Source organism: Prevotella communis (genome assembly GCF_022024115.1).
Taxonomy (GTDB): domain Bacteria; phylum Bacteroidota; class Bacteroidia; order Bacteroidales; family Bacteroidaceae; genus Prevotella; species Prevotella communis.
This window is the reverse complement of sequence record NZ_CP091792.1, coordinates 710240-730439: the sequence shown is the minus strand read 5'-3', so window position 1 is coordinate 730439 and position 20200 is coordinate 710240. Positions and strand designations below refer to the sequence as shown.

Below are 20200 nucleotides of genomic sequence, written 5' to 3'. Positions count from 1 at the left end.
GCGCCTGTGGCGGAATTGGTAGACGCGCTAGACTTAGGATCTAGTGTCTCGCGACGTGCAGGTTCGAGTCCTGTCAGGCGCACAGAACAAAAAGAAAAAGGAATGTCACGGTGACATTCCTTTTTTCTTATTAGTCGTCGAGCGAGTAAGTAACCGTTGTTACCACACGGATTTTCTTGATATACGGTGTATTCTCATCACGGTTCTCAATTTCAAACTGTCCCTGACCAGCGGTCTGAATCTTTCCAAGTTTCGATTCACTGGCCTCAGCAAACTGCTCTGCCGTCTTCTGTGCATTCTTGATAGCCTCAGACATCATCTCGGGTTTCATCTGCTGGAACGAAGCATACTCATAGTTAGGATAGCTGCTATCGAGTGCCACGCCCTGCTTCAGCAGTTCTGCCTGCTTGAAGATAGCCTTATTCACAGCCTCAACTTTTGTCGTAGCCACCGTAATCGTTGTGTTGACGATATAGCGGAAAGGCTTCTGGTTATCGCCCCACTCACGAGCTTCAAGGTCTGATACAGAGGGCGGGTTCACCGTAATCTCACTTTCCTCCAAACCATTCTGTTTCAGGAAAGCCTTAATCTTACCAGCCTGCACATTGATACGTTCATAGAGCGTAGGCAGATCGTTGCCCGTTTCCTTGGTGCTGATACTCCACGTCACCTTATCTGCAGGCACCTCACGCTCAGCCAGACCCTTTACTGTGACCTTACGGTCTTTGTTGGTGAAATTGTCGATACCGGCCTTCACACACCATCCCATCACCATCACGCCGATGGCCAGGATAATAGATTCTTTTACTCTTCCCATAATATGATTAATTTTTATGGTCTGAAAGAGGTGAGTTATTTCATCACCACTTTCTTACCGTTGACGATATTCACGCCTTTCTGCAACTTGTTCATGCGAACACCCTGCAAAGAGTAGATACTCTCTGCAGACGTAGCCTTTGCAGGAATAGTTGAGATAGCATTGGCAGCATGGTAGTCGCTATACTTACCACCACCCCATGTAATCCAGTCCTTTGTCTCAGTCTCCCAGGCATATTTGCCATAGAAATTTGTTTCCTGTGAATTAATCTGCAGATACACGTCGCTCTTCTGCTGCAAAGTCACAGTACAGTTCTCATCGCTGTTTTTCTGGAATCCAGCCTTCGTACCATCATTGACAAAGGCCATACGGATGCGGTTCTTTGTAGTGCCAGCATTCACACCTGCCTGCGTACCTGCACTCATGGAATTACCATTACTGATGGTCTGGTCATACAGGGCTGATGACAGCACGAAATCATGAGTTCCGCTCTCAGCCATCAGCACCAGGGCAGCATCCTTGGGTGTAACTGTAGCAGACTCAGCTCCGTCAAAGTTGGTATATGTAACATAAGCACCCTTTGAAGCAGAGTAGCCAGCATTAACCTTAACAGCAATCACATCCTCAGGAACGATATAACAGCCTGAGAAATGATAGCCGCGCAGACCGTTCTCAATATTCACCGACAGGGCATTGTGTACTTCAGCAAGAGAGAAGTGGGCATCTGTAACCGTTTTCGACTCATTGTCAGAAGCATATTGGGGATTGTCCGTATTGCCATAAGCATGTCCGGTTGTGCCATAGGTCAGACTAATCAACAAGTCCTTGGTATTTGTGAGGTCGGTCATATCAAGGGTACCAAGAATCTGCCAACTATATGCCACGAATTCACCAGTAGCATCGCCAAAAAGGGCAGCACACTCATCACCACTATTCATCGTCTTTGAGCCATCAACACCCAGTCCTTTCAGATCAGCTTTCACCCAGACCGTCTGAGCATTGGCAGTCAGTAACTCTTTCTGCGCATTCAGTTCACTCACAGTGAAGGGATTCTCTTTTGTTCCGTCGCCAGCCATCACGGATGTCGACACAAAAATTGTTGCAGCCACGAAGGCCATCATTCTCTTTGTTAATTTCATTTCTATCGTTTTTTTTTCGTTTTTCTGAATCATTATTTCTCGTCACACTCATGGGCAGGCGGCACCACGATATCAATGCCTGCGGCCTTGATGTCGGCAGCAAGTTTATCGGCAGTGGTCTCATCGGTGAAATAGGTCACGGCAAGCGCGTTCTGCCGGCTGTTGACATTGGCATCCTCTACCCCATCCACGATGATAACTTCATCTATCGTAGCCTGATTCACCTGACTGGCAGGGATATTATAATAGGCATAGGCCACCTTTGGACCACTGTAGTAATTCACTGGTGTGAAACCCAGTTCACCCAAAGCCCGACGAATCTCGCCCTTACTGGTACGATTGGCATCATAGCGCACAAAAACATACTGCTTGTCCAGATGAGGAGCCATACTGTCGATGCCAACCATCGTCTGCAGACGCTGACTGATGCGATTATAGCAGTTCTGACAATGCATATCAGCAATACGCAGGCCCATGCCACGAATGATGGTATCATTGGGACTGTAAGAAGAGGCCTTATAACGACCCGTGGCAGCCAGACGAGCTTGAATACTGTCTACGCAGGTCTGCGCACGGTCATAAGCGATAGTAGCCGTACGACGTTCAATATTGAAGGATACACCCTCAATACCAGGCAGTTTCTTCACCACATTCTTTACCTTATGCGCACACTCTTCACAGCGCATTCCCTTGACGCGCACTGTAATAGAGTCAGTCTGCGCCATCAAGTTACTGTTTATCAATAAAAGGAAAGCAATCTGGAAAAGCGTCCTCATAAACGTATTAGTCTTCATATATAAAAATCGTATTAAATTAAAATGCATTCTGCGGCGGCAAAGTTACGAAATCTTTTTCTATTCCACAATACTCAGTATCAAGTATTTCGATTTTATTGTCTTATTTTACCATAAATAAACTGCGTACTCTCCTTGTTTCTGAGAGCACGCAGTTCTATGGAAATAATTGGAAATGCTTACTTCACATTACCAACCTTAATCAGATACTCACCAATCTGGACTGCATTCAGGGCAGCACCCTTACGGATCTGGTCGCCAGAAAGCCAGAAGGTCAGTCCGTTCTCGTCAGAGATATCCTTACGAACACGACCCACATAGACATCATCCTTGCCTGCAGTCTCAAGAGGCATGGGATAAACGAGGTTAGCGGGATCGTCAACCAAAGTACAGCCAGGAGCTGCAGCGATAGCTTTCTGCGCTTCCTCTACACTGAGGGGACGCTCGGTCTCAATCCATACAGACTCAGAGTGAGAGCGCAAGGAAGATACACGAACACATGTAGCCGAGCACTTAGCATCGGTATGCATAATCTTCTGTGTCTCGTTGTACATCTTCATCTCCTCCTTGGTATAGCCATTGGGCTGGAACACGTCAATCTGAGGAATCACGTTATATGCCAACTGATGGGGGAACTTCTTGATGGTCTTCACCTCACCGCCCTCAACGATTTCCTTGTACTGCTGCTGTAATTCAGCCATAGCAGCGGCACCTGCTCCAGAAGCACTCTGGTATGAAGATACATGGATGCGCCTGATGTGGCTGAGGTTCTCCAGAGGCTGCAGTACAACAACCATCATAATCGTTGTGCAGTTAGGATTGGCAATAATGCCACGGGGACGCTTCAGGGCATCCTCTGCATTACACTCGGGCACAACCAAGGGTACGTCATCGTCCATACGGAAAGCGCTTGAGTTGTCAATCATCACACAGCCATACTTGGTGATATCCTCGGCAAACTCCTTACTTGTACCAGCACCGGCAGAGGTGAAGGCGATATCGATGTCCTTAAAGTCATCATTGTGCTGAAGAAGTTTCACTGTCAATTCCTTGCCACGGAAGGTATATTTGGTGCCTGCAGAACGCTCAGAACCAAACAACACCAATTCATCCATCGGGAAATTTCTCTCGTCGAGCAGTCTCAAGAACTCCTGCCCTACTGCGCCTGAGGCGCCAACAATTGCTACTTTCATATCACTCAAGTTTAAAATTGGGTGCAAATTTACAACTTTTCCGCCAATTATGTATCAAATTGACAGAAAATTTTGTACCTTTGCCAACAAAATGGAAGCACAAATCAAGATAGAGCCACTCATACAAGACCCAACCATGATATTTTTCGTGGTGCTGCTCATCATTCTCTTCGCGCCTATCGTGATGAGTAAGTTGCGCATCCCGCATATCATTGGCATGGTACTGGCAGGTGTGCTGATAGGTGAATACGGGTTCAACCTATTGTCACGCGACACGTCGTTTGAGGTCTTCGGACAGGTAGGACTCTATTACATCATGTTCCTTGCCGGTCTTGAGATGGACCTTGAGAGCATCAAGAAGAACTCCAACCGACTGGTCATCTTCGGACTTCTCACTTGTTTTGTACCACTAATCCTGACCTATGTGATGTCAATCAGCATCCTGGGCTATAGCGGACGGGCTTCATTCCTCTTAGGATGTATCATGGCGTCAAACACGCTGGTGGCCTACCCTATCATCGGGCGTTATGGCCTGCAGCGCAACTCCAGCGTAATGCTCAGCGTAGGTTCTTCCATGCTGTCGCTTTTCCTGGCACTGGTCATGTTAGCAGGACTGGTAGGTACATTCAGCGAGGATAGCGGGTGGCTGTTCTGGTTGCTGTTTGTGGCAAAATTTGCCGCTTTCTGTGCAGGCAGCATTCTGATTATCCCCCGTCTGACGCGCTATTTCCTGCGCCGCTATAGTGATGCGGTAATGCAGTATATCTTCGTCATGGCTGTGATGTTCATCAGTGCAGCATTGTCGGCACTCATCGGACTGGAGGGCATCTTTGGTGCTTTCTTCTCCGGATTGATTATCAACAGATACATCCCTCATGTATCACCCTTGATGAATCGTATCGAGTTCATCGGTAATGCCATCTTTATCCCCTATTTCCTGATTGGCGTAGGTATGCTTATCAACCTGCAGTCGTTGGCAGACGGCTTGGAGGTCTGGGGTATCATGTTCCTCATAGCGTTCTTCGGCACATTCGGAAAAGCATTGGCTGCATACATCTCAGCACTGATGTTCCGTCTGACGAAATCGGAGGGAAAAATGATGTTTGGACTGACATCTGCACATGCTGCCGGTGCCATCGCGATGGTGATGGTAGGTCGCAGACTGATGGTTGACGCAAACGTGGCATTGGCTGATGATCATATGCTGAATGGTGTAGTCATCATGATATTGGTCACTTGTATCATCTCAACACTGACTACAGAACGGGCTTCGCAAGAAATAACGGTGAGTAACTACGCTCCACCCTTGCAAGGAGGGGCCGGAGACGGGGCTGCATCTGATGATGAACGTATCATGGTATGCGTGAAATATCCTGAGATTGCACCGCAACTGCTGGAGTTGGCTCTTCTCACCCGCAACCAGAAACTGAAGCGTGAACTCGTAGCTCTCAATGTGGTGTATGACGGCGAGGGCAGCATTCAAGAACGGGAGAAGGGCATTCGGCTTTTGGAAAAACTGCAGCATCAGGCCAGCGCTTCAGAAGTGCAGGTACAGACGCAGGTCAGACTGGCCACTAACATCGCCAACGGCATTAAGCACGCCTTCCGCGAGAGTGGTTGTTCTGAGGTAGTCATGGGTATGCACGTCCATACTGAGGTAAGCAGCAAGTTCTGGGGTGAGTTCATACAGAGTCTCTACAATGGTCTGAACCGTCAGATTCTTCTTATGCGATTCACCCAGCCGCTCAGTACCCTTCGCCAGATTCAGGTAGCCGTACCAAGCAGGGCGGAATATGAGCCTGGCTTCCATCGCTGGCTGGAACGTCTGTGCCGGTTTGCGGGCCAGTTGGATTGTCGCATTCAGTTTCATGGCCGCAATGAATCCATGGAACTGATTCAGCAGTACATCAATAGTCAGCATCCCAACGTACGTGCCAAGTACACCTATATGGCACACTGGAATGAACTGCCTCAACTGGCCAGTCATATCGGTCCCGACAACTTGTTGGTAGTAGTTACAGCCCGTAAGGGAACCATCAGTTACAAGAACGCGCTCGACCGTCTGCCGGATGAGTTGACGAAATATTTCTCGGGTACAAATCTCATGATTATCTTCCCCGACCAGTATGGTAATACGAAGGAAGAGAAGATGAGCTTCACCGAGGCTCAGCACCATGAGGAGAATAGTATCTATGATACATTGCTACGCTGGATACACAAATCCAACAAAGCCCATTAAGCTCATCATCCCCATTACCCCCATTAGACCCATTAGACCCATAATAAAATGATAGACATAAAGAATATAACCAAGAGTTTCGGCTCATTACAGGTGCTAAAAGGCATCGACCTCCATATCGACAAAGGAGAGGTGGTAAGTATTGTAGGCCCCAGCGGTGCCGGAAAGACCACCCTGCTGCAAATCATCGGCACATTGGATAAACCAGATACTGGTTCTGTATGTGTCGATGGCATCGACACCACCGCCCTTTCCCAAAAAGCCCTTGCCGATTTCCGCAATCGTCACTTAGGCTTTGTGTTTCAGTTTCATCAATTGCTGCCTGAATTCACGGCTATCGAGAATATCATGATTCCAGCCTATATCGCTGGCACATCCAATAAGGCTGCCAAGGAGCGTGCTAAGGAACTGCTACAGTTCATGGGACTCACGGATCGTGCAAACCACAAGCCCAACGAGCTCTCCGGTGGTGAGAAGCAGCGTGTAGCCGTAGCCCGCGCCCTGGTGAACAGTCCTGCCGTCATCTTGGCTGACGAGCCCAGTGGTTCTCTTGACACAAAGAACAAGGAGGAGCTGCACCAGCTCTTCTTCGACCTACGTGATAAATTCGGCCAGACCTTCGTCATCGTCACACATGACGAACAACTGGCCACCATCACAGACCGCACGATTCACATGCGTGACGGTCTTCTGGATATACCTGTGGTCAGCGATCTTTCCGCTGACATATAATAAACATCTATTCTATGATAAAACTAGGAGATTACAACACACTTACAGCTATTCGCCGCGCCGACCAGGGCTTTTACCTGGAAGGTGACGAACGTAGCGGCGATATCCTGCTTCCCAACCGTTATGTGCCCGATGGTTTAGCCATCGGAAAAGAAATTGAAGTCTTCGTCTATCTCGACCAGGACGAACGCCTCATTGCCACCACAGAAAAACCTGCCGCCAAGGTGGGCGAGTTTGCCTGTCTGGAAGTAGCATGGATTAACCAATACGGCGCCTTCTTGAAATGGGGACTGATGAAAGACCTCTTCTGTCCTTTCCGTGAGCAGAAACAGCGCATGGAGGTTGGCAAGCATTATATCGTCTTTGTAAAAGAGGATGAAGAGTCGCATCGTCTGATGGCTACCGCAAAAGTGGAGCGTTATTTGGAACCTGCACCTGCCTCGACCAACGCCAGCACATCCAGTACTACTGATACAATACCCGTCGGGTCTGCTGTCTGGTCTCCCCTCAAGCACGGCGACACCTGCGATTGTCTCATCTGGCAGAAAACCGACCTTGGTTTCAAGACCATCATTAACAACCGCTATCAAGGTCAGATATATGACAACCAGATTTTCCAGCTGCGGCACACAGGCGACCGTCTTACGGCCTATATTGACCATGTGCGTCAGGACGGCAAGATTGACGTCACCTTGCAGCCTACCGGTCGTCAACACACGCTCGACTTTGCCGAAGTGCTCCTGCGCTATCTCTACGAGAACGACGGGCACTGCGACTTAGGCGATAAGAGCGATGCCGAACTAATCTACGACCGTTTTAAGGTATCAAAGAAAGCCTACAAGAAAGCCATCGGTGACCTGTATCGCCGACGCCTCATCGTGATAGAGGAAAATGGTATTCGCCTAGCATAAACGAAAAAGCCTCGCCAGTTGGCGAGGCTTTCTTGTATTTAGAATTCTGCACTCTTCGGTGTACGTGGGAAAGGAATCACGTCACGAATGTTCTGCATACCTGTTACGAACAGGATGAGACGCTCGAAGCCGAGACCGAAACCGGCGTGAGGGCAAGAACCCCAACGGCGGGTATCGATATACCACCAAAGGTGGGTCTGATCCATCTCGCGGCGCTCAATCTCACCCATCAGCTTATCGTAGCTCTCCTCACGGACAGAACCACCAATAATCTCACCAATCTGTGGGAACAGCACGTCGGTACCCTGCATTGTAGGACCAGGAGCAATAGCACCCTTATAACCTACAGAACCACCATCAGTTGTATCCTGATTCTGCTTCATGTAGAATGACTTGAAGGCACGTGGGTAGTCAGTCATGATAACAGGCTTCTTGAAGTGCTCCTCAACGAGGTAGCGCTCGTGCTCAGAAGCAAGGTCATCACCCCAGTTGCAGGGGAACTCAAACTTCTTACCGTTCTTGATAGCCTCCTGCAGGATATTGATACCCTCAGTGTAAGGCAAGCGAACGAAGGTCTCCTTCAGTACGCCCTGCAGACGCTCGATAAGTGTCTTATCAATCATCTTATTGAGGAACTCAAGATCATCCTTACAGTTATCCAGCGCCCACTTCACACAATACTTGATGAAGTCCTCTTCGAGGTCCATCAGCTCCTCCTGGTCGAGGAAAGCAACCTCAGGCTCTACCATCCAGAACTCAGCCAAGTGACGAGGCGTGTTACTGTTCTCTGCACGGAACGTAGGACCAAAGGTATAGATTGCGCCAAGTGCAGTAGCACCAAGCTCACCTTCCAGCTGACCAGACACCGTCAGAGAGGTCTGCTCACCAAAGAAGTCATCATCATAGATAATCTTGCCCTGTTCGTCCTTCTTCAGATCATAGAGATTCTTGGTCGTTACCTGGAACATATTTCCTGCACCCTCACAGTCAGAAGCAGTAATCAGAGGTGTATGGAAATAATAGAAGCCATGCTCATGGAAATAGGTATGGATAGCCATTGCCATGTTATGACGGATACGCATCACAGCGCCAAAGGTATTGGTACGCAGACGCATATGGGCATTCTTACGCATAGCCTCAAAGCTCTGACCCTTCTTCTGCATAGGATAGTCATTGCCGCAGAGACCATAAACCACCAGATTGGTAGCCTGAATCTCACTGCTCTGACCTGCGCCCTGGCTCTCCACCAGTGTACCTTCTGCACAGATACAAGCACCTGTCGTGATATCCTTCAACAGTTGCTCATCAAACTTTGTGGGGTCCACCACAATCTGCACGTTATTGATGGTAGAACCATCGTTCAGTGCAATAAAGTCGACAGCCTTGGAAGAGCGGTGCGTACGCACCCAGCCCTTCACACAGACTTCTTTTCCATATTCTGTGCTTTTCAGCACATCAATTACCTTTATTCTTTTCATTGTCAATTATCAATTGTCAATTATTCATATGATCCCATGCGCAGACGGTCAACCTCTTCCTCTGTGAGGTAACGCCAGTCACCGCGACGCAGGTTCTTCTTGGTCAGACCGGCAAACTGTACGCGGTCAAGCTTCAATACCTTATAACCGAAGCTCTCGAAGATACGACGTACGATACGGTTCTTGCCAGAATGGATCTCAATGCCCACCTGCTTTTTGTCCACGGGATCAGCATATTCGATAGCGTCTGCCTTGATCTCGCCGTCATCAAGTGTGATACCCTCTGCAATCTGCTGCAAATCATGAGCAGTTACGTTGCGATCCAGGTACACATGATAGATCTTCTTCTTCAGGAACTTAGGATGAGTCAGCTTAGAAGCCATATCACCATCGTTGGTGAGCAGCAACACACCAGTGGTATTGCGGTCCAGACGACCAACAGGATAGATACGCTCAGGACAAGCATTCTTCACCAGATCCATCACAGTCTTACGCTGCTGGGGATCGTCACTGGTAGTCACATAGTCCTTGGGCTTATTAAGCAATACATACACCTTCTTCTCGAGCAATACGGGATCATCGTGGAACTTCACCACATCAGTGCGCATTACCTTTGTACCCAATTCGGTAACTACCTCACCGTTAACGGTAACCACACCAGCCTGGATGAACTCATCAGCCTCACGACGGCTGCATACACCAGCATTAGCAAGGAACTTATTCAGACGGATAGGCTCCGTAGGATCGTAGTTCTGCTCCTTGTACTCAATGCGTTTCTTCATGGAGTACTTTGCATTGGGATCATAATCGGCTGTACGCTGACGGAAGCCACCCTGAGGGCGCTGACCATAACCGCCACGCTGCTGATAACCGCCCTGCTGAGGACGCTGGCCATAACCGCCACGCTGCTGGTAACCACCCTGCTGAGAACGCTGGCCATAACCGCCACGCTGCTGATAACCGCCCTGCTGAGGACGCTGGCCATAACCGCCACGCTGCTGGTAGCCACCCTGACGAGACTGATATCCCTGCTGGTCATCACCCTCCTGATTGTAACGAGGACGATAGCCACCCTGCTGGGGGCGCTGCTGGTAACCACCCTGCTGACGAGACTGGTAGCCACCACCATTGTTATTATAGTTATTTGTACGGGGACGATAACTACGCTGAGGTGCCTGACTCTGCAGACCTGCACCAAAGCCTTCTGGACGGAAGCCGCCCTCATCATCCTGACTGTGTTTGTTAAAACTTGGGCGCTCGAAGTTTGAGTTAACTGGGCGCTGACCCGTGTGAATACGTGGACGTGGTGAACGTCCTACCGGGCGATACTCTTTCTGGTAACCCTCACGGCTAGCAGCATTTTCCGTGAACTGCTGTTCGTCTTTCTTTTCGTTTTCAAAATCCATAATTCTCAAAAAATTCTAATGTTCTTAATGTTTCTTTCTCCGTCACACGACGTTAAAATAATGATTATATAAAAAAGTTAGTTAAACTCCAGTATAGTTCCAGGGAGTGATAGCCATCAACTCCTCCTTCACCTCATCACTGACCTCAAGGGTCTGGATGAAATCATGGATGGTCTTCTCATCCATCTTTTTATTAGTACGTGTCAAAGCCTTCAGCGTCTCATAAGGATTAGGATAGGCTTCGCGACGCAGGATAGTCTGAATCGCTTCTGCCACGACTGCCCATGTATTTTCAAGATCCTCGTGCAGTTTATCCTCATTCAGGATCAGCTTACGAAGTCCCTTCAGCGTACTCTGGAAAGCAATGAGCGAGTGTCCCATAGGTACACCGACATTACGCAGTACGGTAGAGTCGGTCAGGTCTCGCTGCAAACGACTTACAGGCAACTTCTGTGCCAGGAATCCCAGCACGGCATTAGCCATACCCAGGTTACCTTCTGAATTCTCATAATCGATGGGGTTCACCTTGTGAGGCATAGCGCTTGAACCTACCTCACCAGCCTTAATCTTCTGCTTGAAGTAATCCATTGAGATGTACATCCAGAAGTCACGATCCAAGTCGATGATGATGGTATTAATACGACGCATAGCATCAAAAATAGCAGCCAGCCAGTCGTAGTTGGAAATCTGTGTAGTATACTGCTCACGCTCCAATCCCAGTTTCTCGCTTACAAAACGATTACCGAACTCACGCCAGTCGTACTGGGGATAAGCCACATGGTGTGCATTGTAGTTACCTGTAGCGCCACCGAACTTTGCCGTCACGGGCACCTCCTTCAACGAGCGCAACTGTTCCTCAAGACGATAAACATAAACCATAATCTCCTTACCCAGGCGAGTGGGAGAAGCAGGCTGTCCATGCGTCTTGGCCAACATAGCCACACCTTTCCATTCCTCAGCATAGTCGTGCAACTGCTCAATGAGCTCTTCCAACAGGGGTACATAAACCTGCTCAATAGCTTCCTTAACAGAAAGGGGCACACTGGTATTGTTGATATCCTGAGAAGTTAAACCAAAATGAATGAACTCCTTGTATTTCTCAAAGCCGCCCATCTTATCCAGGCATTCTTTGATAAAATACTCCACAGCCTTTACATCATGGTTAGTAATCGCCTCAATATCCTTTACGCGCTGCGCATCTGCAGGCGTAAAGTGGCGATAGATGTCACGCATGGCTTCAAATCGGTCATGATTGAAATCCTGAAGTTGGGGCAAGGGTAACTCGCAGAGTGCAATAAAATATTCAATCTCTACACGCACACGGTATCTCACCAACGCATACTCTGAAAAATACTCACTCAGCGGCTCTGTCTTCCCGCGATAGCGACCATCTATAGGCGAGATGGCCGTCAATAAGTTTAGTTCCATTTTTACTATCTAGATAATATACTCTTCAATTGAGGTTGCAAAGTTACAAAAAAGTTGAGAATTAAGAGTTAAGATTTAAAAGTTTTTTAGCGCAACAGATGTTTTTATGTTTTTTAAACAGAAAAAGGTTCTGAATTTCTTCAGAACCTTTTCTTGTGGGCGTTGACGGATTCGAACCGCCGACCCTCTGCTTGTAAGGCAGATGCTCTAAACCAACTGAGCTAAACGCCCTTTTTTGAACCGTTGTAACTTTGAGTGTTATCTTATTCTTTTAAGCGAGTGCAAAGGTACGGACTTTTTTTGAAACCACCAAATATTTTCCGAACTTTTTTCAAATTTTCTCGAAAAAAATTGCAGAAAGGGCTTATTTAGCCCCAAAAAAGGGGGGTAAAAGGGCAAAAAAAAAAGACCGGTAAGCAAAAACTCACCGGTCATTTATTAATTTCGTTTTTAAGATCAATTACTTAATCTCAACAGTAGCACGACGGTTGTAAGAGATAGGAGTCAGGTCAGCAACGCCACCCTTAGCAACAATCTCAATGTTGTCACGGCTTACACCCATCTTAACCAACTCGTTAGCAACAGCCTCAGCACGCTTCTGGCTCAGCTTCTGGTTGTAAGAAGCGCTACCAGTCTTGCTATCAGCATAACCAGTTACAACGAACTTAGCATCCTTGTTAGTCTCAGTCATAGCCTTCACGTTCTGCAGATCCTTGCGAGAAGCGATCTTAGACTTACCAATGTTGAAGAATACAGATACAGGAGCTGTAGCAACTTCCTTCACAGTAACAGTCTTAGCCTCGGGGCACTTGTGGTTCTTGATCAGGTTGTTCAGACGATCGTTCTCAGCATTTGCATCAGCGAGCTGTGCATTGAGAGCGTCGAGCTGGCTCTGATGAAGAGCGTTGATAGCGTCAACATCGGGAACCTTGTTCCAAGTAGCCTTACCCAGATTGTAGGTCAAACCGATTTCGAGGTTCAGGTCACGATCCTTAGACTTGGGAGAACGTGAGCTTGCGTTTGAAATTGCATTACCGTCGAAGTCAGGCTCATGCATACCGAATGACAGATCGAGGTTCAGAGCGAACTTACGGCTCAGGCGGAATTCGTTCAGCAAACCAGCCTGCAGACCCATAGCATAAGAATTGTAAGTCATGTTACGACCAATACCACCACCAAGATAAGGAATGAAATTCCAAACACGGTCAGGATTGTAACCACACAGCATATTGCTCAAGTTGAACAATACCTGCTCGTTAGCCTGCCAGTACTTGCTAGCATTTGCCTTCTTGTCATCACCGTTTACAGTGCGACCCCAAACGCCGTTAACCTTTGTACGGAGACCGAGACCTGGAGTAAACCATTTACCGATAGCCACAGAAGCACCCAGGTTGTTACGGAAACCCTTCAGAGGGCTATTAGAAAGATTAAGATTATTTTCCTGGCTGCTATAGAAAGCAGTTCCAGCAACATTAGCCTGAATGAACCAGTTGCTCCAGAAAGAATTGGTAGCAACACTGTACTTTTCAGTTGTTTCCTGTGCCATTCCAGCAACAGATACGCTAGCAAGAGCCAGCACCATTAAAAACTTTTTCATACAATTTTTAATTTATAAATGAAAATTTAAATTCAAATTTGCTGCAAAAGTAGAAATTTTTTTTATAACCTCCAACAAAAATAGCAAAGAAAATGCATTTTATGTATAAAAAAAGTTCAAAAAAAGCCTTTTTCGTCGATTTTTGGGGAGTTTTTTCAAAATTATCATCCTAGAGATGCCTCTATTTCCTTTTGCGGCAATATATAGAGGATTGAGCGCCCATCTGGTGTATAGTTCACATTGGAACAAGAAAATAGATCATTCACCAGCAACTCCATCTCCTCATTACTCAACACCTGCCCTTGAGGAATAGCCGCATGTCGGGCCAGACTCAAAGCCAAAGCAGAATGTATTTCCTCCACATCACTACATCCCTTCTCTATGGCATCTGCCACCACCTGTCGTATCAGCCGGTCTGGACTAAGTCCCTCCAGTCCTGCCGGAATACCATTAATGACGTAGCTTCCACCTCCCAGAGAGTTGATATCAAACCCCATCGTCAACAAATCAGGCATAAACTTATCAACCATCACACTATCAGCCATGGAGAACTCCATAACCTCAGGAAACAGGACACGCTGTGTATTGGCTGTTTTCTGGCGGAACTGCTCCATATAACGCTCGTAACGTATACGGATATCAGCGCGCTGCTGGTCAATAATCATAAGACCAGACTTCACTGCCGTCATGATATAGCATCCCTTGAACTGGTAATGAACAGGAGATTTCTCTGAAATAAGTGTTTCACGTTCTTGTGCGGGTTCCTCTACTGGAAAGAGGTTCTCCTCTGCATAAGAAGGAATCTCCCTTGGCTCATATAGTTTCTCCCAGTCCTTCGCCACGCCACCTTCACGATAGAATGACGGTTCCCTGTATGATGAAGAGTTAGCAGAAGACTGTTTCTCGAAAGGATTAAAGTTGGGATTATACGAAACTTTAGGCAGTTCTATCGAGTCACGCTGCGGATCAAACACAGGGATATCCGGTTTACCCTCCGTATCAAAGTCAATAGTAGGCACATCACAGAATTTGCCGATAGCATCTTTCACGCCAGCCTGCAGAATCTGCCAGATACTCTGTTCGTTCTCAAACTTAATCTCTGTTTTCGTAGGATGGATATTCACATCGATATCAGCAGGATCCACTTCGAAATAGATAAAGTACGGCACTTGCATACCCACGGGCACCAATCGTTCGAAGGCGCCACATACCGCTTTATGGAAATAGGCATGTTTCATATAACGGCCGTTGACAAAGAAGTACTCATAACCAGCCTTCTTACGGGCAGCCTCTGGTTTTCCTACAAATCCAGAGATACGGCATAGTGACGTATCGACCTCTACAGGCAACAAGTCATGACTGGTCTTTTTGCCAAACACATCAGCAATACGCTGACGCAGATGACACGCCCTCAGGTTCATCAGTTCCTGTCCATTGCTGTACAGAATAAAATGGATATCCGGATATACCAGTACAATACGTTCGAAAGCCGTCAGGATATTATTCAGTTCCGTAGCGTTCGTCTTCAGGAATTTCCTTCGTGCCGGAACATTGAAGAACAAGTTCTCAACTTTGAAATTACAGCCGACAGGACATGCTACCGGTTCCTGGCTCACCACCTTTGACCCCTGCAGAGTCAGATGCGTTCCTATATCCTCACTTGCCATACGCGTGGTCAGTTCTACGACCGACACTGCGGCAATAGAAGGAAGAGCCTCACCACGGAAGCCCATCGTATGAAGCGCAAAGAGATCATCAGCCTGCCGGATCTTCGATGTCGCATGTCGTTCGAAAGCCAAACGGGCATCCGTCTCCGACATACCACAACCATCATCAATGACCTGAATAGACGTACGTCCTGCATCAACGACCAGCACACGAATCGTCTTTGCCCCAGCATCCACAGCATTCTCTACCAGCTCCTTTATTACAGAAGCGGGTCGCTGGATTACCTCACCGGCAGCAATCTGGTTTGCCACCGAATCCGGCAGTAGTTGTATCACATCACTCATAATGCTAATGTTTTCTTTTCCTGGGTCATTTCACCTTTGCGTCGAGTAGGCCTGATTTCCGTTCCCGGTTTCTTCGGGCGCCAATCAAAGATATCATCTTTTGACATAGGCCTCACATAGTCAAACCAGTTGAAGCCTTCAAGGAACCGTTTCTCAGGTGGTATCTGCGTCATCGGATACATAATACCGTTAGCTTTGGGCGTCCATATACTGCTTAGTTTCTTCTTTTCCATGATAAGACGCATCTTCGATGTTTCCATTCTGACGAGTCCCTCATAGGTACTATCCGACTCATTCACCGGATAATAAGCCACCAGCACATTATCGACAGCCTGTCCCTCGTGCATTTCTCCATTTTGGAAGAAAGCAAACATCTCATTCGACGACACCTGGTTATACATCTTATCCTCCGGCAGTTTCTCTATGGAGAATGCCTGGTTGATAACATGTGCCCTATCCACGACAGAGTCCTTCATAAAGACCTGCACCATCTCGCCCAGCAACTGCTGATTGACATTCCAGAGGATAGGATCGGTGTACATCGTCATACAAGAGTCCTTTGAATTATACACCAGAGAGTCACAGACGGCCTGTATATCAATACGGTACGCGCGTACCTTATTATAACCATGCATCACACGATACACAGAATCAGTATCAATGTTATACGTAAACACCTTGAAAGTATCGGCATGCATGTAAAGCGTATCTTTCTGGGAATACTCCAGCGCTACCACACTATCCGTAGACATAGCATAGCCATTCAAGTCATCATAATAGCCATAGTTACAGCGCATGCCATTCTTATTCACTGAATCATTATAGATGACTTTCCTGAAAGCCTCGCTGACACCTGTGATACCATCATACCAGATACTGTCGGCCACAATAGTACGTCCTTCATTCCGCACCCTCGACCTGTTCAACAGCTCCGCCTGTTTCTTTGCTGTGTTATAATACCCCAGTTCCGAGTAGATATGACTCTTACCAGAGACGATATCCGACGGTCCAACGATATTGGCCAGCTTGCTTCGCGTGTTATACACCAGCGTATCAGTGGTCAGCGTAGAGTTACCATCCACCAGTTTGACCTTATCCATAAAGAAAGCATCCTTCGAATCAGTATGATATTCCCCATGCCAGGAAGTCAGCGTAGCCGTCTTATCCACAATTTTTCCGCCTTCATCATAATAGCCCATATTATCATTACGGTCGAAATAAAGCGTATCGGTATAAAGCGTTGTAGCCCGGTTACGGAGCACCACCTGCTTGCCACTGTCAAAGACCTTTGCGACCAGCAGTTTATTGTCACCGTCATAAAAGCCATAGTCACCAGTCAGCGAGAGGGTATCCCCCTGCACCATCTTCACATGCCCCCAGGCTTCAAAAGAATTACTTTGTTCAAAATAGTTGGCACTGTCGCAATACAGGTGGGCACCGTCATGCTCAAACTCCACCTGTCCGCGCAGCACCTGAGCATTATTATTCTTCCAAATATCAAAAAACAACTCATCGGCATGTACCAGGTACACCCTACTCTTCTCCGTTTTCTTCTTTGGAGTTGACGACGCTGCGCCATACACGACAAGGCATAGCGCACACAGAAGCACCAAACTGATGCTTCTGCGACTCTTACCTAATCCAACCTTCATATTCAAACTTGCAGTTGCGATAGTCATCACTGACGTGCACGTAGGTATTCTTTATCTTATTGACCACCCAGTCGTGCAGCACCTTTTCGCGCCTTTTTTCCATCACGATATCCTTCATCACCTGGAAGTCCTCCGTGATAGTAGCCTTGTGTCCTTCCGTTCGGCTTTTCAACTTAGCGATGACACATACCGTCTTTCCCTGATCATTAATCATCGAGAACGCTTTCGACACATCACCCACCTGCATGCCATCCACGACACGTGCCACCTCAGAAGGAAGATCCTGCATCTGGAAGCGTGAGGTCTGTCCACGTTCCGAACGGTTAAACATCAAACCGCGGTTATTACGTGTATCCTTATCGTCAGAGAAAATCGTTGCAGCATCCTCGAAATTGAAGGTTCCTACATACAAGCCCTCCAATTGTTTGGGAGTCTCGCCATTACGGATATAATCCGCTATCGTATCAAGGAAGGCGATAGACGCATTGACAGCCGAATCCGAGACAACTGGTTTACGTAAGATATGACGAACCTTGATCTTATCGCCACGCTTATCAACCAACTGGATGATATGGAAACCGAATTCCGACTCCACTATCTTCGAAATCTTCTTAGGATCGGTCAGGTTAAAGGCCACTGCAGCAAAGGCAGGGTCAAGCATACCACGCCCCGTATAATCCAGTTCACCACCAGCACGACGTGAGCCGGGATCCTCAGAATACAGACGTGCCAATGTCTGGAAAGACGTCTCACCTTTATTGATACGATCCGTATAGTCACGCAGTTCATCCTTCACACGGTTAATCTCCTCTATGGAGATTCGTGGCGTATTGGCAATAATCTGCACCTCCACCTCCGTGGGAACAAAAGGCACACTGTCAGCAGGCAGTTCCCTGAAATAGCGACGCACCTCGGCAGGAGTCACGTTGATATCCTTCACCAGTTTCTCCTTCATGCGCTGAATCAGCATCTGATCACGCAAGTCATCATGCATAGACTGACGTATCTGACTAAGACTCTGCTTCTTGTACTCCTCCAGTTTCTCACGTGAGCCAGTCTGCTGAATCATATAGTCAATACGCTGTTCTATACCCGATGCTATCTCGTTCTCAGTCACCTCAATACTATCGATGGCAGCCTGATGAAGAAACAACTTCTGTACAGCCAACTGTTCCGGGATAGCACAGTCAGGATCACCATTCCAGCGGATGCCCTCCATAGCAGCCTGGATACGAGTTACCTCCACCTCACTCTTTAAGATGGCCTCATCACCTACAACCCAGATGACCTCATCAACAACCGAGCCAATGCTGTCACGCTTATCGGCATAGGCCGAAGCAACAGCTACCAGCGACAGGAGTATAACAAAATATTTTTTCATCAATGCTTATTGACAGTTTTCAATACCTCTTCCTTGACTTCAAAAGCATATCTCTTACGCAGTTGAGCCACCCATTCCTTCTCCAGCGCCTCCTGATAGTCGGCCACCACAAGACCACGCACATCGGTGTAGTCCTCCGGACCTTTCTTCAGCACCTTTCCATAAACAGCATCAAAGGGATAATCCTTCAGCTTTGTCACAGTGGTATCCTTCTTAAACACCACACTATCTACAAGCGCATTATCACCCTGTTTGAAGATTCCTTTTTCCACACGGATACGGATCACAGAGTCAGCATTAAAGGTGGTACGCAGCGCCTCAGCCCACTTATCAAAAGGCAGTTTCTTCACGCAGTCAGCCACAGCTTTCACATCTTCCTTCACCTTCACATGATAAGCCATACCCTTGTAGCGAGGCTTGTCCCATGCATATTTCTTCTTATTCTTCTTGAAGAAACTAGCCAGTCCGGCCTCATCCTTAGCAGCCTTGTCCCAAACCAGGTTATTGCTGATTTCATAAAGCAGCAGTCCGTCGTGATACTCCTGAATCAGGTATTTCATCTCCATATCCTGAGCCGACAGTTCTGCAGCCTTCTCATCCAGAAGCTCAGCTTCCGACTTATTCGTGCTCTTCACCAGTTCTCCAATCTTCTGCTCAGCAATCTGATCACGCATATTGCGCTGTTCGATGAACTTCAGAATGGCATCATGATGGAATTCGAAAGGCTCCAGCATCTTACGCTCCTTCATCAGGATGATGTGGTAGCCATAAGGTGACTGTACGATACCCGACATCTCACCTGGCTGCAAGGCATAAGCTGCATCCTCAAACTCCTTCACCAGCTGACCATGCTGTACAAAAGGCAGCAGACCACCCTGACGGGCAGAACCCGGGTCTTGTGACACCTTCTTAGCCAGTTCTGCAAAGTCAGCGCCATCTTTCAGAGCCTTATACACAGAGTCGATACGCACCTTGGCAGCATCCCACTCCGCCTGCGATGCCTGTTGGTTGGCACGCAACAGGATATGGGCACACTGAATCAGTCCATCAGGACCTATCTGTTCTACAGTCTGATCATAAATCTTTCGAGCCTCTTTCTCGATGTCAGCATCAGTTACAAAAGCAGGACGCACCTGCTGGTTACGATACTGTGCAAACTCGTCCTTGAACGACTGCAGCGTATCATACTTTGCGTCAAGAGCAGCACAGACCTTCAACTTATAATTAATAAAGAGGTCCACATACTCCTCGATATTCTTCTTATCGATAACGCCCTCGGAGTTATTCTTGTTATACGAATATTCGAATTCCGAACGAAGCACAGGCTCTCCGTTCACAATCATGATTACAGGATCATCCGTCTGTGCACTCACAGAGACACAGGCCAACAATCCGGCAAAAAGCATTTTCAGTTTCATATT

The 20200-nt window shown here is 47.5% G+C and carries 15 protein-coding genes and 2 tRNA genes; 4 read left to right on the top strand and 13 right to left on the bottom strand.

The annotated features are described in order from the left end of the window. Positions 1-82 (top strand) — tRNA-Leu (locus L6468_RS02835). Between the two features lie 48 nt (positions 83-130). Here L6468_RS02835 and L6468_RS02830 read toward each other — a convergent pair. The 4 genes from L6468_RS02830 to L6468_RS02815 all read right to left on the bottom strand — a co-directional run bounded on the left by L6468_RS02830 (position 131) and on the right by L6468_RS02815 (position 3943). Continuing rightward, entirely contained in the window at positions 131-817 is a 687-nt protein-coding gene (locus L6468_RS02830; protein ID WP_176756924.1) for an SIMPL domain-containing protein, read from the bottom strand. A 35-nt stretch (positions 818-852) separates the two neighbouring features. Then, positions 853-1956, bottom strand: a complete 1104-nt coding sequence (locus tag L6468_RS02825; protein ID WP_143005686.1) for a hypothetical protein — start codon at positions 1954-1956, stop codon at positions 853-855. A gap of 32 nt (positions 1957-1988) precedes the next feature. After that, positions 1989-2750 (bottom strand): heavy-metal-associated domain-containing protein, encoded by a 762-nt coding sequence (locus tag L6468_RS02820; RefSeq protein ID WP_237794966.1) that lies wholly within the window; start codon positions 2748-2750, stop codon positions 1989-1991. A gap of 179 nt (positions 2751-2929) precedes the next feature. Beyond that, the gene (locus tag L6468_RS02815) at positions 2930-3943 is read right to left on the bottom strand and encodes an aspartate-semialdehyde dehydrogenase (RefSeq protein ID WP_237794964.1); all 1014 of its coding nucleotides are present in this window, start codon (positions 3941-3943) and stop codon (positions 2930-2932) included. A gap of 91 nt (positions 3944-4034) precedes the next feature. On the opposite strand from L6468_RS02815, the gene L6468_RS02810 reads away from it, so the two are divergent. The 3 genes from L6468_RS02810 to L6468_RS02800 are packed head-to-tail and all read left to right on the top strand — an operon-like array spanning position 4035 to position 7825. Then, complete coding sequence (locus L6468_RS02810) at positions 4035-6182, top strand: cation:proton antiporter (RefSeq protein ID WP_237794956.1); 2148 nt, start codon at positions 4035-4037, stop codon at positions 6180-6182. Positions 6183-6230: 48 nt separating this feature from the next. After that, complete coding sequence (locus L6468_RS02805; protein ID WP_091852246.1) at positions 6231-6914, top strand: ABC transporter ATP-binding protein; 684 nt, start codon at positions 6231-6233, stop codon at positions 6912-6914. 14 nt (positions 6915-6928) lie between these two features. Further along, positions 6929-7825, top strand: coding sequence for a CvfB family protein (locus L6468_RS02800; protein WP_237794954.1), 897 nt, complete (start codon positions 6929-6931; stop codon positions 7823-7825). A gap of 38 nt (positions 7826-7863) precedes the next feature. Here L6468_RS02800 and asnS read toward each other — a convergent pair whose 3' ends face one another. From asnS to L6468_RS02755, 9 genes are all read right to left on the bottom strand, one after another. Then, entirely contained in the window at positions 7864-9303 is a 1440-nt protein-coding gene (gene asnS, locus L6468_RS02795; protein ID WP_091815272.1) for an asparagine--tRNA ligase, read from the bottom strand. Between the two features lie 20 nt (positions 9304-9323). Then, complete coding sequence (locus tag L6468_RS02790) at positions 9324-10709, bottom strand: pseudouridine synthase (protein ID WP_091815275.1); 1386 nt, start codon at positions 10707-10709, stop codon at positions 9324-9326. Positions 10710-10790: 81 nt separating this feature from the next. Continuing rightward, positions 10791-12137, bottom strand: coding sequence for an adenylosuccinate lyase (gene purB, locus L6468_RS02785; protein WP_091852237.1), 1347 nt, complete (start codon positions 12135-12137; stop codon positions 10791-10793). Between the two features lie 156 nt (positions 12138-12293). Next, positions 12294-12368: transfer RNA gene (locus L6468_RS02780), tRNA-Val, on the bottom strand. Between the two features lie 229 nt (positions 12369-12597). Next, entirely contained in the window at positions 12598-13734 is a 1137-nt protein-coding gene (locus L6468_RS02775) for an OmpA family protein (protein WP_237794947.1), read from the bottom strand. A 164-nt stretch (positions 13735-13898) separates the two neighbouring features. After that, the gene (gene mutL / locus L6468_RS02770; protein ID WP_237794945.1) at positions 13899-15746 is read right to left on the bottom strand and encodes a DNA mismatch repair endonuclease MutL; all 1848 of its coding nucleotides are present in this window, start codon (positions 15744-15746) and stop codon (positions 13899-13901) included. Continuing rightward, entirely contained in the window at positions 15743-17398 is a 1656-nt protein-coding gene (locus L6468_RS02765) for an OstA-like protein (RefSeq protein ID WP_091815289.1), read from the bottom strand. Before L6468_RS02765 ends, mutL begins: the two co-directional genes overlap by 4 nt. Continuing rightward, positions 17379-18779: a peptidylprolyl isomerase gene (locus L6468_RS02760; RefSeq protein ID WP_237794937.1), complete on the bottom strand. Its 1401-nt coding sequence runs from the start codon at positions 18777-18779 to the stop codon at positions 17379-17381. Before L6468_RS02760 ends, L6468_RS02765 begins: the two co-directional genes overlap by 20 nt. Next, entirely contained in the window at positions 18779-20197 is a 1419-nt protein-coding gene (locus L6468_RS02755; protein WP_237794935.1) for a peptidylprolyl isomerase, read from the bottom strand. The genes L6468_RS02760 and L6468_RS02755 overlap by 1 nt, the downstream gene beginning before the upstream one ends. Positions 20198-20200: the final 3 nt, after the last annotated feature.